Raw genomic sequence first — 14,624 nt, 5'->3', positions numbered from 1 at the left:
CAGGCGTGAGCGACAGCCTGCCCATCCACGCCGTTCTCCCCGCACTGCTCGCGGCACTGCGTGCGCGTGCGTCCGCTGTGCTCGTCGCGCCGCCGGGCGCGGGCAAGACCACGGCAGTGGCGCCCGCGCTTATCGGCGAGCCGTGGTGCACGGGTCAGATTTTCCTGCTCTCCCCGCGCCGTCTCGCCGCGCGCGCCGCCGCCGAACGCATGGCGGAGGTCGCGGGCGAACCCGTCGGCAAGACGATCGGCTATGCAACACGGCTCGACAGCAAGCACGGCAAGGACACGCGCATCCTCGTTCTCACCGAGGGTATCTTCCGCAACCGCATCCAGGCCGATCCCGAACTCGCGGGCATCTCCGCCGTGCTGTTCGACGAAATCCACGAGCGCAGCCTCGATAGCGATTTCGGCCTCGCGCTCGCGCTCGACGCACAGGGCGCGCTTCGCCCCGACCTTCGCATCCTGCCCATGTCGGCAACGCTCGACGGCGCGCGCTTTTCTAAACTGCTGGACGGCGCCCCCGTCATCGAAAGCGAAGGCCGCAGCCATGCGCTCGATATCCGCTATCTCGGCCGCAGCGCCGAGCAGCGCATCGAGGATGCGATGGCCCCGGCCATTCGCCGCGCGCTCGCGGAGGCGGACGGCGACCTCCTCGCCTTCCTGCCCGGTGTCGCGGAGATCGTGCGCACCGCCGAGCGGCTGGAGGGGCTCCCCGGCATCACGCTCCACCGCCTGCACGGCAGCCTCGATCCCGCCGCGCAGCGCGCCGCGATCCGCAAGGGCGCGGGGTCACGCAAGGTGGTGCTCGCAACCAGCATCGCCGAAACCAGCCTCACCATCGACGGCGTCCGTATCGTCGTCGATTCGGGGCTCGCCCGCCGCGCCCGCTACGATCGCGGCGGCGGCATGACGCGCCTCGTCACCGAACGTGCCAGCCAGGCCGCCGTCACGCAGCGCGCGGGCCGCGCCGCGCGACAGGCGCCGGGCGTGTGCTACCGTCTGTGGGAAGAGGCTGCGACGGCGGGAATGCCGGCGTTCGACCCGCCCGAAATCCTCGAAGCCGATCTCTCCGCGCTCGTTCTCGACTGCGCGATCTGGGGCGCCGCCGATCCGGCATCGCTGCGGTGGCTCGACCCTCCGCCCGCAGCAGCCGTTGCCGAAGCCCGCGAACGCCTGCGACTGCTGGACGCGCTCGACACGGAGAACCGCCCGACACCGCACGGCCGCCGCATCGCCGAACTGCCGCTGCCCCCGCGCCTCGCACACATGATGCTCGCCGCCGCCCAGCGCGGCTGGGGCAAGACCGCTGCCGAGGTTGCGGTACTTCTGTCGGAGCGCGGTCTCGGCGGGAACGATGTGGATATCGAAAACCGCCTTGCCCGCTGGCGCCGCGAGCGCGGCACCCGCGCCGACGCTGCACGCGGCCTTGCCGGACGCTGGCAGCGCATGGCGGGGGGTGACGGCGCCAAGGACAGTGAAGGCCCCGTCGCCGCGTGCATCGCGCTCGCCTTCCCCGACCGCATCGCGAAGCGGCGCGGCAGCAGCGGCGAGGACTGGGCCTCGTCCGGCGGGCGCGGATTCCGGCTCGATCCAGCCTCGCCGCTTGCCGCGCAGACCTACCTCGCCATCGCCGACGTGCAGGGCGCGGCCTCGGGTGCCCGCATCCTCGCCGCGTCCGCCATTGCGCCCGATCTCATCGAATCGCTGTTCGCGGACCGCATCGAAACCGTCCGCCGCGTCCGCGCCGACGGCGCGGGCGGCATCCTCGCGACGCGCGACCGCCGCCTCGGCAGCCTCGCTTTGTCGTCCGGGCAGGACGACAGCCCCGATCCCGCCGCCGTCACCGCCGCGCTTCTGGACGCCGCGCGCAAGGCCGGCGTCGCGGCATTGCCCTTTTCGGAGCATGCTCGCGCACTGCAACGCCGCACAACGTTCGCGCGCCGCGTCGATCCTTCGATCGCGGACATCAGCGACGACGCGCTTGCCGCGGACATCGACGACTGGCTCCCGCTGCTCCTCGAAGGCAAACGCGCACTCGCCGCCGTCAGCGTGTCCGCGCTCACCCACATGCTGGAGGCCCGCCTCGGCTGGGCCGGCAAGACCGCCGTCGACCGCCTCGCCCCCGAAGCCTTCGTCTCACCGCTCGGCAGCCACCACGCCATCGACTATGCGGCGGAAGGTGGCCCGGCGGTCGAACTTCGCGTGCAGGCGCTCTTCGGCCTCGCCGCGCACCCCGTGATCGCGGGGACCGTACCGCTCGTGCTGCGCCTCACCTCACCCGCAGGCCGCCCGATCCAGACGACGAAAGACCTGCCCGGTTTCTGGTCGGGAAGCTGGGCGGCGGTCGCCAAGGAAATGCGCGGACGCTATCCCCGGCACCCGTGGCCGGACGACCCGGCCGCCGCCGCGCCGACGCTCCGCACCAAGCGCGCAGACGCCCGCTAGAGCGCCGCCGTGGTCCCGAGGCCGAGCTTTTTCGCCTGCTCGAAGACGTGCCAGCCCGCCACGAGATCCTGCACGATGTGGCCAAGCGACTTGTAGATCGTGATTTCATCGCCGCCTGTACGTCCCGCGAGCGTCCCGCCGAACACCTCGCCGATTTCGCCGACGACATGCGCATCGTCCACAACGCCCGCCGCCTTCGCGTTCAGGAACTCGGCGCCCTGCGCGAGCACGCCCGGCCGGTAGTCGGCGATGAAGCGCGACGCCGCGACGAGGTCGTTCGCGATCTCGGCCGGCCCGGCGCGGCTCGATCCGACGACGTTGATGTGCGTGCCCGGCTTCACATCGGCAAGCGCAAGGATTGGCTCAGCCGCCGCCGTCGTCGTGCAGATGATGTCCGCATCGCGAACGGCGCTCGCCACATCGGGCGCCGCCTGCGCATCAAGGCCAAGCGTCTCCCGCACGCGCAGCGCGAACCGATCCGCCTGCTCCGCGGAGCGCCCCCACACGCTGACACCGGTGATCGGCCGCACGCAGCGCACCGCCGCGGCGTGCCGCCATGCCTGCTCGCCGTACCCGAGAATCGCGAGCCGCGACGGGCCCGGCCGCGCAAGCGCATCGGTTGCCGCAGCAGACGCAGCCGCCGTGCGGATCGCCGTGACGATACTGCCGTCGATGATCGCGACCGGCGCGCCGCCATCGGGCTCGAACAGCACGACGATGCCTTGGTGCGAGTGCTTGCCGAGCGCAAAATTGCCCGGATAGACGCTCACGATCTTGGCGCCGAACGTGCCGCCCAGCATTGCGCCCGGCATCACGCCGAAGGCGTTTCCGCCATCGAGGTCAACGATGTTGCGGAGCGGCTGCCGCGTCTCGCCCCGCGAAAGCGCCGCCATCGCCTCGCGCACCAGCCGGATGCAGTCTTCATAGCCGAGCAGGCGCTCGGTGTCGGCGGCGCCGACGATCATCAGCGGCGCGCTCATGCGGCGTCTCCGGCGAGACGCACGCGAAACCAGCGGACGAGAAGCACAGCGTTCAGGATCATGGCGACTCCGTAGATATTCTGGGTGACGGCAAGCGGCAGGCTGCCGAGCACAGTGAGGGTGAGGAAGGTGGCGAGCGTTACGTTTTGCACGCCGACCTCGATGGCCAGCGTCATGGCATCCCGGCTACCGACGCCGCACGCACGGCCGATGCCAAGACCCACCGCCATCGCGGCGATGTTCATCGTCCAGACGGCGGGGCCGGCGCTCAGCAGGTTCGCGAGCACCATCTCGGCGCTGACACCGACGGCAAAGGCAATAACGCCGAACAGCACGATCATCGAAACGGGCCGCAGCCAGCCGCTCATCTTCCGCGCGGCGGCCGGCGCAAACCGGCAAACGAGCATCCCGACGGCCACGGGCAGCACCGTGATCCGCGCCAGCTGCAGCATCGTGTCCACCACGGAAAGCGCGGGCACGGTGCCCTCGAGCCCGAAGTGGCGCAGCCCCCATTGCAGCAACACGGGAATCGAAAATACGGTCACGATGCTCGACAACGCCGTCAGCACGACCGCCAGCGCCACGTTTCCGCGCGCAATGAAGGTCAGCGCGTTGGATGTCGTGCCCGCCGGGCAGATGCCGAGAATGAAGACGCCGAGCGCCAGTTCCGGCGGCAGGCCAAACAGGATTCCGATGGCAAGGCCGAGCAGCGGCATTGCCAGAAGCTGGCCGGCGAGCCCGGCAAGCGGCGCGCGGCCATCCCGGAACACCTGCCCGAAATCGCCGAGCCGCAAGGTCAGCCCCATGCTGAACATGATGAGCATCAACCCCACGGGCACGAAGGTCGTGTTGATGAAAGCGATCATCGCGTCAGACATGGAATTTCCCCCGGCGTCTCTCTATGCGCCCCACACGCGCTTTGCATAGGCGACGAAATTCGCGCCGAGGATCTTCTCGATGCGGGCTTCTGAATGTCCGCGCCGCCGCAGGCGGTCCGCGAGATCGTGGAACTGCGAAGGTCCGCGCAGGTCGATCACGAAGGGCAGCGTGTCGGGGTTCTCTCCCTTCGCGCCGATGCCCGCCGCGCGCCGGTCTGCGATTTCCTTTGCGATTTTCGCCTTGTAGGCACCCAGATCGTCGATCATGGTGATGCCGCCATCGGTGCCGATGCCGACATGGTCCTCGCCGCACACATTCACAGCGTGCTCGATATGCGCCACCACATCATCGGCGGTCGCCTTGCTCGTCGGATTGAGGAACGGCATGAAATAGATGCCAACGAACCCGCCCCGTTCCGCGACCAGACGAAGCTCCGCATCGGTCTTGTTGCGCGGCATGTCGGTGAGCGCACGGCATCCCGTGTGGTTGATCGAAATCGGCTGCTTCGAAACACGCGCGGCTTCGAGGCAGGTTCTTTCCCCGCTGTGCGACAGATCGACCATCACGCGGTTCGCATTCAACCGCTCCACGACCTCGCGCCCGAATGGCGTCAGCCCCCGGTTTTCCGGCGCCATGGAGCCGTCGCCCACTGCATTTGCCGGATTATAGGTAAGCTGAATGATCCTGACGCCGAGATCGGCAAACACGTCGGCGCGGCTCGCATCGCTGCCCAGCATCGTCGTGTTCTGGAAACCGTAGATGAGCCCGATGCGGTTTTCGCGTTTGGCGCGCAGAATGTCGTCCGCACTTTCGATCTTCAGGAGATCGTTCGGATAGCGGCGCGCCACCGCGTCCCAGTGCGCGATCTCGCGCACCGTCTGCTCGAAAGGCTCCTTCGGGCCGAACACATGCCCAAGGGTGAGATTGACAGCGGTGAGGCCGGAGGCGCGCGCATCAACGATCACGCGCCGATCGATCACGGCATCGGTGGATGTCCATCCGGAGGCTTCGGTTTTCTCCGCTGGTTCGACATTCGGATTGTAAAGGCCGCCAAGCGCATTCACCACGATGGTGTTGGAGCGCACCCCCTTTTCCGCCGCAAAGATCGGGCCGGCCGCGAAGAGTGCAGCGCCCGCGCTACCGACCGCGAGCAATTCACGCCGGTTGAAACTTGAAACCATTCCCCGCTCCCGCGTTGCGCCCGCCGCCGATAGAGCATGGCGAACACAACGCGTAAAGCGTTACGAGATCAATCAATAAGCGGGCGGGTCACTCGCCGGGAAGGACTCGTCGACCGCCTGATCGACCTTGTCCCATTTGTCAGTGGGTTTGTCGCGCATAGACTCATGGCCGGCTGAACGCGTCGGATTCGTGTTTTCCGGTTCGGCCTCTCCCTTCGCAAAGGCGGGCGCGCTCTCGGACGATTTCCTGCCGCGCAGCAACTTCCAACCGGCGAAGGCCGCTGCGGCGCCGAGGCCCGCGGCAATCCCGATCAGCCCTGCATTGTTTCGCGCGTTTTCGCGCACTGCTGTTCCATACATGGCACTGGTCCTCCATTCGCGGATGCTCAATGTGAAAACGCTCTCCTGCAGAAGGCGTTCCCTCAGATGCGTCAGGACGAAAGTGCGCTCGGAGCGATCAGCCCCCGTTCGGTGATAAAGCCTGTGACAAGGCGTGCGGGCGTCACGTCGAACGCCGGGTTGTAGGCCGGCGAAGCCGTTACCCGTACGGTCGTCTGCCCGGTCGCACCGGGCCCGGTCAGCAGTGCAAGCTCGTCGGGATCGCGCTCCTCGATGGGCACGTCCGCCCCGGTGGGCGTCGCAGGGTCGAACGTTGTGTATGGCAGCGCCACGTAAAACGGCACACCGTTGTCGTGCGCGGCGAGCGCCTTCAGGTAGGTACCGATCTTGTTGCACACGTCGCCGTTCGCGGTGACGCGGTCGGTGCCGACCACGACCAGATCGACCTCGCCGCGCTGCATCAGAAGTCCGCCCGTATTGTCGGCGATCACCGTGTGCGGCACGCCGTGCCCGGCAAGTTCGAACGCGGTGAGCAGCGCGCCCTGGTTGCGCGGCCGCGTCTCATCCACCCACACATGCACCGGCAGCCCTTCGTCCTGCGCCAGATAGATCGGCGCGGTCGCGGTGCCGTAGTCCACGGTGGCGAGCCAGCCCGGATTGCAGTGCGTCAGGATATTGAGCGTCCGGCCGGGATTCCGCGCATGGAGATCGCGCAGCAATTGGAGCCCGTGCGTACCGATCGCCCGGTTGAGCGCCACATCCTCGTCGCACATCGCGTCGGCGCGCGCGAACGCTGCCTCACCACGCATCGCCGACGGAAGCGGGCGCACCGCCTTCGCCACCTCATCGAGCGCCCAGCGCAAATTCACCGCCGTAGGCCGCGCTTCAGCAAGCAAGTGGTAAGCCGCGTCCAGCGCCGCATCAGACCCGTCTTCGGCAAGCGCCATCGCGAAACCATAGGCAGCCGTCGCACCGATCAGCGGTGCCCCACGCGTCCACATTTCGCGAATGGCGCGCTGCGCATCGGCGGCGGAGCGCAGCTCCACCCACACGACCTCCCACGGCAGGCGGCGCTGATCGAGGATGCGTGCGCCCTTGCCGTCCGCGGTGCGCGCGATCGAACGGCAGTGTTCGCCCTCCAGCCTCACAGTACAATCTCCGCGAACGAAGCCACATCGCCAGCGCCTGTTTCCCGGTCGACGAGGCAGGTTTTCAGGCCCGCCTCACGCGCCGCGTCGATTTCCGCCACGCTGTCGGAAAGGAAAAGGATATCCTGCACTGAAAGCCCGATGTCGGCAGCGATGCGCCGGTACGACGCAGCCTCTTTCTTCGGCCCGCTCGTGGTGTCGAAGTAGCCGGAAAACAGCGGCGTCAGGTCGCCCGCGTTGCTGTACCCGAAGATCAGCTTCTGCGCCGCCACCGATCCCGACGAATAGACATAGAGCCCGATCCCCTCAGCGTGCCAGCGCCGCAGCGCCTCGGCGGCGTCGGGATAGACGTGCCCCTTCAGCGTACCGTCCGCATAGCCTTCCGCCCAGATCAGCCCCTGCAGCGTCTTGAGCGCGGTCTCCTTGCGATCCTCGTCGATCCATCGCGTCAGCGTCTCCACGGGGTCGCCCGGCACGTCCTTCAGGATCGGTGCGGCCTCGTCGGCGTGCGCCGCGATCCAGCCCGCCAGCCGTGCCCGCGCATAGGGGAACAGCGTGTCGGTCACGAAAGCGATGCTGCTCGTCGTGCCTTCGATGTCGGTGAGGACCGCTTTCACCATTCAGGCGAGCGCCGGCTCGTGGCGCGGGAAGCGGTCGGCGATATCGTCGCCGGTGAAGTGCGCCACCCAGCCTTCGGGCTCGATGAACAACCGTATCGCCGTGAAGCGCGGGGTCGGCCCCATGTCGAACCAGTGCCGCATTCCGGCGGGCACGGCGATGAGATCGCCCTTCGTGCACAGCATGTTGAACACGCGCCCGTCCTCGTGGAGCGTGAACAGGCCTTCACCATCCACGAAGAAGCGCACCTCGTCCTCCATGTGGCGGTGCTCCGAAAGGAATTTTTGCCGAAACACCGCGCGTTCGGGATGGTCGGGCACCATGCTTGCCACGTCCACGGCCTGATAGCCGCCGATCGCCTTCAGCCTCTCGATCTCCTCGGCATAGGCCGCGAGCGTATCGTCACCGGCATCCCGCGTCGGCCAGCGCTCGAAGCGCACGCCGATCGCATCCAGTGTCTTCGCGATTTCGTCGGGATCGGCGGTTTCCAGAAGCGGGCGCTCGGGCGCGTCCTCCGCATAAACGGCAAGATGACTCATGCGTCCCTCCTCATGCTGCGTTCGGCGACCTCGCACGCGGCGAGCCATTCCGCCGCTTCGATCACCCGCTCCGCCTCTGCGATGTCGCGGCCCCAGCCGTAGAGCCCGTGCCCGCGAATAAGGTAAGCGGGCGGCGGCGTGTCCACGGCGAGAAACGGCGCAATCGCAGCCTCGATGTCGCGCATGTCCTGGCTGTTTTCAACGATCGGGAGCATGACGTCCACCGCGTGCGTGGTCACACCCGGAAACGCCTTCGCCAACTCATGGCCCCGGATCGTCCAGTTCCCGCCGAGCACCCGCGACAGCGCGACCGCTTGCGGCGAATGGCTGTGCAGCACCGCACCCACCTCCGCGAAGCGGCGGTAGAGCGACAAATGCAGCGCCGTCTCCGCGCTTGGCCGCTTGCCGTCGAGCGATGCGCCCTCCGCATCGACGCGCATCACGCCGTCCAGCGTCAGCCGCCCCTTGTGCCACCCGGAAACGGTCACCGCAAAGCTGCCGTCCTCAAGCCGCACCGAATAGTTCCCGCTCGTCGCAGGCGCCCAGCCGCGCGCGTCGAATGCGCGCCCGACGGCGACAATGGCCTCCGCGGCCTCGGCGAATGTGCTTGCAACCATGATGTTTTCTTAACCATCACGGCGGTGCTGGCGAAGCGGTTTCCGCTCACCTATGAAACATCTCCATGAATCCGCTCTACGCCAACCTGCCGACCACCATCTTCGAGAAGATGTCCGCGCTTGCCCGTGAAACGGGCGCCATCAACCTCGGGCAGGGCTTCCCTGACGCAGGCTGGCCGCGCGACGTGCTTGAAGCGGGCGCCCGCGCGCTCACCGAAGGCTACAACCAGTATCCGCCGATGCCGGGCATCCCGGAGCTGCGGCAGGCGGTTGCCGATCACTACCGCCGCCATCAGGCCATCGATCTCGATTGGCAGACCGAAATCACCGTCACCTCCGGCGCGACCGAGGCGCTTGCCGCGTCGATCATGGCGCTCGTCAGCCCGGGCGACGAGGTGCTGATGATCCAGCCGATGTACGATGCCTATCTGCCGATGGTGCGCCAGGCAGGCGGCGTCCCGAAGCTGATCCGCCTCGAACCGCCGCAATGGCGGCTGACCGAAACGGCACTCGCGGAGGCCTTCACCCCGCGCACGCGCATCGTCCTCCTCAACAACCCGCTCAATCCCACCGCGACGATGTTCTCGGACGAAGAACTCGCCCTCCTCGCGCGTTTCGTGGTCGCGCACGACGCCGTCGTCATCAGCGACGAGGTGTGGGAGCACGTCGTGTTCGATGGCCGCGCCCATTCGCCCATCATGGCGCAGCCGGGAACGCGCGAACGCACCGTGAAGATCGGCTCTGGCGGCAAGATCTTCTCGCTCACCGGCTGGAAGGTCGGCTGGATGTGTGCCGCGCCCAGGCTCAGCCAAGTGCTCGCCCGCGCGCACCAGTTCCTCACCTTCACGACGCCCCCGAACCTGCAGGCGGCGATCGCTTACGGCCTCGGCAAGACCGACGATTATTTCACCACGATGCGCGGCGATTTCGCCCGCTCGCGCGACCGTCTGGCAAGCGGCCTCGAAGCGGCGGGCTGGAAGACGCTGCCAAGCGCGGGCACGTATTTCCTGTCGGTCGATCTCGCCGCCTCGGGCATCGCGCTCGATGACGTGGCGTTCTGCGACCGGCTGGCGCGCGAGGGCGATGTCGTCGCGATTCCCGTCTCGGCGTTCTACGCGGAAGCGCCCGTCACATCGGTGGTCCGATTCTGCTTCGCCAAAACCGACGCGACGATCGACGCCGCGCTCGAACGCATGGCGAAGGCGCGGAAGCTGTTCGGCTGAGACTTACCCCCTCAGTTCGGCGATCATCGTCTCGCGCATCACGAACTTCTGCACCTTGCCCGTCACCGTCATCGGGAAGGTTTCGACGATCCGCACATAGCGCGGTACCTTGTAGTGCGCGATGCGGCCGCGGCAGTGATCGCGCACCTCCTCCTCGGAAAGCGCCGCGCCACCGCGCGTCATCACCCACGCGCAAAGCTCCTCGCCGTAGCGCTCGTCGGGCACGCCGATCACCTGCGCGTCGGCGATGTGCGGGTGCGTCAGCAGGAACTCCTCGACCTCGCGCGGGTAGATATTCTCGCCGCCGCGGATCACCAGGTCCTTGATACGGCCGGTAATCCGGCAATAGCCCTTGGCGTCGATCGTCGCGATGTCGCCGGTGTGCATCCAGCCGTCTTCGTCCAACGCTTCGGCGGTGCGCGCGGCATCGTCCCAGTAACCCTGCATCACCGAATAGCCGCGCGTGCAAAGCTCGCCCGGCTCACCGCGCGGCAGCGTCTCACCGTCCGGCCCGACGATCTTCACCGCAAGGTGCGGCTGCACGCGGCCCACCGTGGAGACGCGCTCCTCGATCGGATCGTCCATCGCGCTCTGGAAGCTCACCGGGCTCGTTTCGGTCATGCCGTAGGCGATCGTCACCTGATGCATCCCCAGCCGGTCGATCACCTCGCGCATCGTCGCGATCGGGCACGGCGAACCCGCCATGATGCCGGTGCGCAGCGACGACACGTCGAAGCTGTCGAACTCCGGCCGTCCGAGCACGGCGATGAACATGGTGGGCACGCCGTACAGCGCCGTGCACCGCTCCGCCGCCACCGTTTCCAGCACCGCGAGCGGATCGAAGGCCTCCGCCGGATAGACCATCGTGGCGCCGTGCGTCAGGCAGGCGAGGTTCCCCATCACCATGCCGAAGCAGTGATAGAGCGGCACGGGAATACACACCTTGTCGGCCTTCGAAAGCCCGATGCCCGCGCCGACAAAATAGCCGTTGTTTAGGATGTTCCTGTGCGTCAGCGTCGCGCCCTTGGGGAAGCCCGTGGTGCCGCTGGTGAACTGGATGTTCACGGCATCGTGCGCATCGATGGGGATCGCGGCGAGCTGCGCCGCGTCCACCCCGCCCTCCAGATCGCCGAAGCGCAGGCAGCCCGCGTGCGCTTCCTCGCCGATCGTGGCGACGAGGCGCAAATCCGGCAGCGCCCGCGCGCGCAGCGTGCCGGGCGTCGCCGCTGCAAGCTCCGGCATCACCTCGCGCAGCATGGAAACATAGTCGCTCGTCTTGTGCCGCACCGCCGTCACCAGCGCGCGGCATCCCACCTTCTTCAGCGCGTATTCGACCTCGCTCGTCCGGTATGCGGGATTGATCGTCACGAGGATCATGCCCGCCGTCGCGGTCGCGAATTGCAGGATCGTCCATTCCGCACAGTTCGGCGCCCAGATGCCGACACGGTCGCCGGGCCGCACGCCAGCCGCCAGCAGCCCACACGCCACCGCGTCGCTGCGCCGCTTCAGCTCCGCCCACGTCAGCCGCACGCCCTGATGGCGAACGACGAGCGCCTCGCCGTCTGGATCGCGCGCCGCCGCCTCGGCCAGCATCGCGCCGATCGTCTTCTCGATCAGCGGCGGTTCGCTTGCCCCAACGACGTGGCTCAGCTCTTGCGATTCTCCCCGGACCATTCCTGCTCCCTCAATTCCTTGCGCCGAATCTTGCCGCTCACTGTCTTCGGCAGCGTCGCGACGAATTCGATCTTGCGCGGATACTTATAGGGCGCTGTCGTGGATTTCACATGGCTTTGCAATTCCTCGACGAGCGCATCCGAAGCGGCGTGCCCGGCGGCGAGCACCACGAACGCCTTCACCACCTCGCCGCGCGTTGGGTCGGGGCTGGCCACGACCGCGCTCTCGGCGACCGCCGGATGCTCGAAGAGTGCGCTTTCCACCTCAAAGGGCCCGATCCGGTATCCGGCCGAAAGGATCACATCGTCGGCGCGGCCGACGAACCAGAAGAAACCGTCTTCGTCCACGAAGGCACGGTCGCCGGTCAGATACCAGCCGTCCCGGAACACGCTCGCCGTGCGCTCGTCATCGTCGCGGTAGCCCAAAAACAGCCCTGGCGGGCGCCCTTCCGCCACGCGCAGCGCGATGTCGCCTTCCTCGCCCGGGGGCAGGCGCTCGCCCGTTTCGCCGATCACGGCAAGGTCGATGCCGGGCGCGGGCTTGCCCATCGCGCCCTGCCGCTCCGCGCCCGCGCGGTTACAGCACAGCATCACCGTCTCGGTCTGGCCATAGCCGTCGTGGATCGAAAGACCGGTGGCCGCGCGCCACAGGTCGATCACTTCGGGATTGAGCGGCTCGCCCGCGCTCACACAGCGCCGCAGCGTCTCGAACCGCCGCGTACCGAGATCGGAGCGCACGAACATGCGGTACGCGGTGGGCGGCGCGCACAGCGTCGTCACCGGATTTTTGCCGAGGAGGCCAAGCACCGCCTCCGCATCGAAGCCCGGCGCGTGATAGGCGAAGATTCCCGCGCCCATCATCCATGGCGCAAACAGGCTGGACCACGCCGCCTTCGCCCAGCCCGTGTCGGAGACGTTCCACATCAGGTCGCCGGGGCCGAGATCAAGCCAGGTGCGCGCCGTGATCTCGTGCGCGAGCGGATAGCCCGCGCCGTGGATCGTCATCTTGGGATTGCCCGTGGTGCCGCTGGTGAAATAGCAGAGCGCCGGATCGTCGAACGCGGTGTCGGCGATCTCAGCAAGCGGCGCCGCCTTCGCCGCAAGCGCCGAATAATCGCCCCAGCCCGAACGCGGCCCGCCGATATGCAGCTTCGCGATTTTGTCGTCACCAAGCGCGGCATCCACGCGGTCCGCGATATCCGCCCCCGCAACGACGCACACGGCCTTTGCCGCTGCACGGCGATAGGCGATGTCCTTGGGCATCAGCTGCACGGTGCCGGGCGAGGCGATGGCGCCGAGCCGCAGGCAACCGAGCATCAGCTCCCACCACTCCAGTTCGCGCGCCAGCAGGATCAGCACCGTATCGCCGCGCTGCACGCCTGCGTCCTTCAGAACGGCGGCAGCCTTCGCCGCCCGTTCGTCGAGCGCGGCGAAGCTGATGTCCTCCACACGCCCGCCCGCATCGACCCACAGCAGTGCACGATCCTGCCCGCGCTCACGCGCAAGCGTCTGCATCCGATCCCGCGCGAAATTGGTTCGCGCGGGCGGATTCCATTCGAAAGACTGCTCCGTCATCGCGCTTCGTTGATGATCTGCACCTGCGTGAATTCGTGCAGGCCTTCTTCGGCAAATTCGACGCCGATACCGGATTGCTTGGCGCCGCCGAAGGGAATGTTCGGCCCGAAATCGAGATGCTTGTTGATCCACACCGTGCCCGAATCCATGCGCGTCGCGATGTCGTAGGCGGTGTCGCGGTCCTTGCCCCACACCGATCCGCCAAGCCCCCACGGCGAGGCGTTTGCGCGCGCGAGCGCATCTTCCGCATCGTCGTAGCGGATCACCGGCAGCACGGGTCCGAACTGTTCCTCGTCAACGATGCGCGTACCGTCCGTCACGTCGCGCACGATCGTCGGCCGGATGAAATAGCCGGGCCGATCGACGACATCGCCGCCCGCGATGATCGTGCCGGCGGCGCGCGCATCATCCAGGAAGCCCTTCACCTTCTCGTACTGCATCTTGTTCTGCAGCGGCCCGATCTGCGCGCCCTGCGCGAGCCCGTCGTCAACGATTGCCTCGTCCGCCAGCCGCGCAAGTTCCGCGCACAATTCCTCATAGATTGAAGAATGCGCATAGACGCGCTTCACTGCGAGACACACCTGCCCCGCATTCATCATCGCGGCACCGAAGATGCCGGGCGCGATCGCCTTCGGATCGGCGTCGGCCAACACGATCGCCGCGTCGTTGCCGCCGAGTTCGAGCGTGATGCGCTTGATCGTGGACGCCGCGCTCGCCATCACCTTCTTGCCCGTCTCGGTCGAGCCGGTGAACGAGATCTTCGCGACATCCGGGTGCGTCGTCAGCTTGCCGCCGAGGTCATTCTGATCGGTGATGATATTGATGACGCCCGCCGGGAAAATCTCTGCACAAAGCTCGCCAAGCTTCAAAGTCGTCAGCGGCGTCGTCGGTGCGGGCTTGAGGATGATCGTGTTGCCCGCGAGCAGCGCCACCGGCATCTTGAACGCCACGATCAGCACCGGGAAGTTCCACGGGATGATCGCGCCGACCACGCCGAGCGGCCGCCGCCGCATCTCGACACGGCGGTTGTCATTATCCTCAAGGATGCGATCGCTGAGTTCCAGTGACGCGAGGTAACGCATGAACGCTGCCGTGTAGGCGATCTCCGCCGTCGATTCGGAAAGCGGCTTACCCTGCTCCTGCGTCAGCAGCCGGGCGAAGCTGTCCGTCTTCGCTTCAATGGCGTCGGCGAGTTTCAAAAGGAGATCGCGGCGGTCCTGCATGGAACGCCGCGACCATGCGGGGAAGGCAGCCTTCGCGGCGGCAACCGCAGCATCGAGCTGGGCTTCCGATCCACGCGGACACACGGCGAGCACCTCTTCCGTCGCCGGGTTGATGACATCCATTGTCATATCGCCCGGCACCAGCGCGCCGCCGATCAGCAGCCGATAGTCGTCCATAACCG

At 67.3% G+C, this 14,624-nt stretch carries 13 protein-coding genes; 2 read left to right on the top strand and 11 right to left on the bottom strand.

Annotated elements, in window-relative coordinates:
* Positions 1-5 precede the first annotated feature (5 nt).
* Positions 6-2,447 (top strand): ATP-dependent helicase HrpB, encoded by a 2,442-nt coding sequence (gene hrpB, locus AAC014_RS13595; protein ID WP_339709349.1) that lies wholly within the window; start codon positions 6-8, stop codon positions 2,445-2,447.
* Here hrpB and AAC014_RS13590 read toward each other — a convergent pair.
* The 8 genes from AAC014_RS13590 to mtnB form a co-directional block, all read right to left on the bottom strand.
* Positions 2,444-3,427, bottom strand: a complete 984-nt coding sequence (locus tag AAC014_RS13590) for an ornithine cyclodeaminase family protein (RefSeq protein ID WP_339709347.1) — start codon at positions 3,425-3,427, stop codon at positions 2,444-2,446. The two genes, hrpB and AAC014_RS13590, sit on opposite strands and share 4 nt — an antisense overlap.
* Positions 3,424-4,305, bottom strand: a complete 882-nt coding sequence (locus tag AAC014_RS13585; RefSeq protein ID WP_339709345.1) for a bile acid:sodium symporter family protein — start codon at positions 4,303-4,305, stop codon at positions 3,424-3,426. The genes AAC014_RS13590 and AAC014_RS13585 overlap by 4 nt, the downstream gene beginning before the upstream one ends.
* A 21-nt stretch (positions 4,306-4,326) precedes the next feature.
* Positions 4,327-5,487: a membrane dipeptidase gene (locus AAC014_RS13580; RefSeq protein WP_339709343.1), complete on the bottom strand. Its 1,161-nt coding sequence runs from the start codon at positions 5,485-5,487 to the stop codon at positions 4,327-4,329.
* Positions 5,488-5,559: 72 nt separating this feature from the next.
* Positions 5,560-5,877, bottom strand: a complete 318-nt coding sequence (locus AAC014_RS13575; RefSeq protein ID WP_339709341.1) for a hypothetical protein — start codon at positions 5,875-5,877, stop codon at positions 5,560-5,562.
* A 41-nt stretch (positions 5,878-5,918) separates the two neighbouring features.
* Positions 5,919-6,974: an S-methyl-5-thioribose-1-phosphate isomerase gene (mtnA, locus tag AAC014_RS13570; protein ID WP_339709339.1), complete on the bottom strand. Its 1,056-nt coding sequence runs from the start codon at positions 6,972-6,974 to the stop codon at positions 5,919-5,921.
* Complete coding sequence (gene mtnC / locus AAC014_RS13565; RefSeq protein WP_339709337.1) at positions 6,971-7,594, bottom strand: acireductone synthase; 624 nt, start codon at positions 7,592-7,594, stop codon at positions 6,971-6,973. Before mtnC ends, mtnA begins: the two co-directional genes overlap by 4 nt.
* Positions 7,595-8,131 (bottom strand): cupin, encoded by a 537-nt coding sequence (locus AAC014_RS13560; RefSeq protein WP_339709335.1) that lies wholly within the window; start codon positions 8,129-8,131, stop codon positions 7,595-7,597. It abuts the gene before it with no gap.
* A complete protein-coding gene (mtnB, locus tag AAC014_RS13555; RefSeq protein ID WP_339709334.1) occupies positions 8,128-8,748 on the bottom strand; it encodes a methylthioribulose 1-phosphate dehydratase in 621 nt (206 codons plus the stop codon). The genes AAC014_RS13560 and mtnB overlap by 4 nt, the downstream gene beginning before the upstream one ends.
* A 65-nt stretch (positions 8,749-8,813) precedes the next feature.
* On the opposite strand from mtnB, the gene AAC014_RS13550 reads away from it, so the two are divergent.
* Entirely contained in the window at positions 8,814-9,971 is a 1,158-nt protein-coding gene (locus AAC014_RS13550) for an aminotransferase (RefSeq protein ID WP_339709333.1), read from the top strand.
* 3 nt (positions 9,972-9,974) lie between these two features.
* Here AAC014_RS13550 and AAC014_RS13545 read toward each other — a convergent pair whose 3' ends face one another.
* Genes AAC014_RS13545 through AAC014_RS13535 form a run of 3 tightly spaced genes read right to left on the bottom strand, consistent with a single transcriptional unit; the run spans position 9,975 to position 14,619 of the window.
* Entirely contained in the window at positions 9,975-11,645 is a 1,671-nt protein-coding gene (locus tag AAC014_RS13545) for an AMP-binding protein (RefSeq protein WP_339709331.1), read from the bottom strand.
* On the bottom strand, positions 11,618-13,219 hold the full coding sequence (locus tag AAC014_RS13540) for an AMP-binding protein (RefSeq protein ID WP_339709329.1): 1,602 nt from the start codon (positions 13,217-13,219) through the stop codon (positions 11,618-11,620). The genes AAC014_RS13545 and AAC014_RS13540 overlap by 28 nt, the downstream gene beginning before the upstream one ends.
* On the bottom strand, positions 13,216-14,619 hold the full coding sequence (locus AAC014_RS13535; protein ID WP_339709327.1) for an aldehyde dehydrogenase family protein: 1,404 nt from the start codon (positions 14,617-14,619) through the stop codon (positions 13,216-13,218). The genes AAC014_RS13540 and AAC014_RS13535 overlap by 4 nt, the downstream gene beginning before the upstream one ends.
* Positions 14,620-14,624: the final 5 nt, after the last annotated feature.

Source organism: uncultured Sphingosinicella sp., from assembly GCF_963974575.1.
In the GTDB taxonomy this organism is placed as follows: Bacteria; Pseudomonadota; Alphaproteobacteria; order Sphingomonadales; family Sphingomonadaceae; genus Sphingosinicella.
This window is presented reverse-complemented; position numbering and strand designations above follow the sequence as displayed.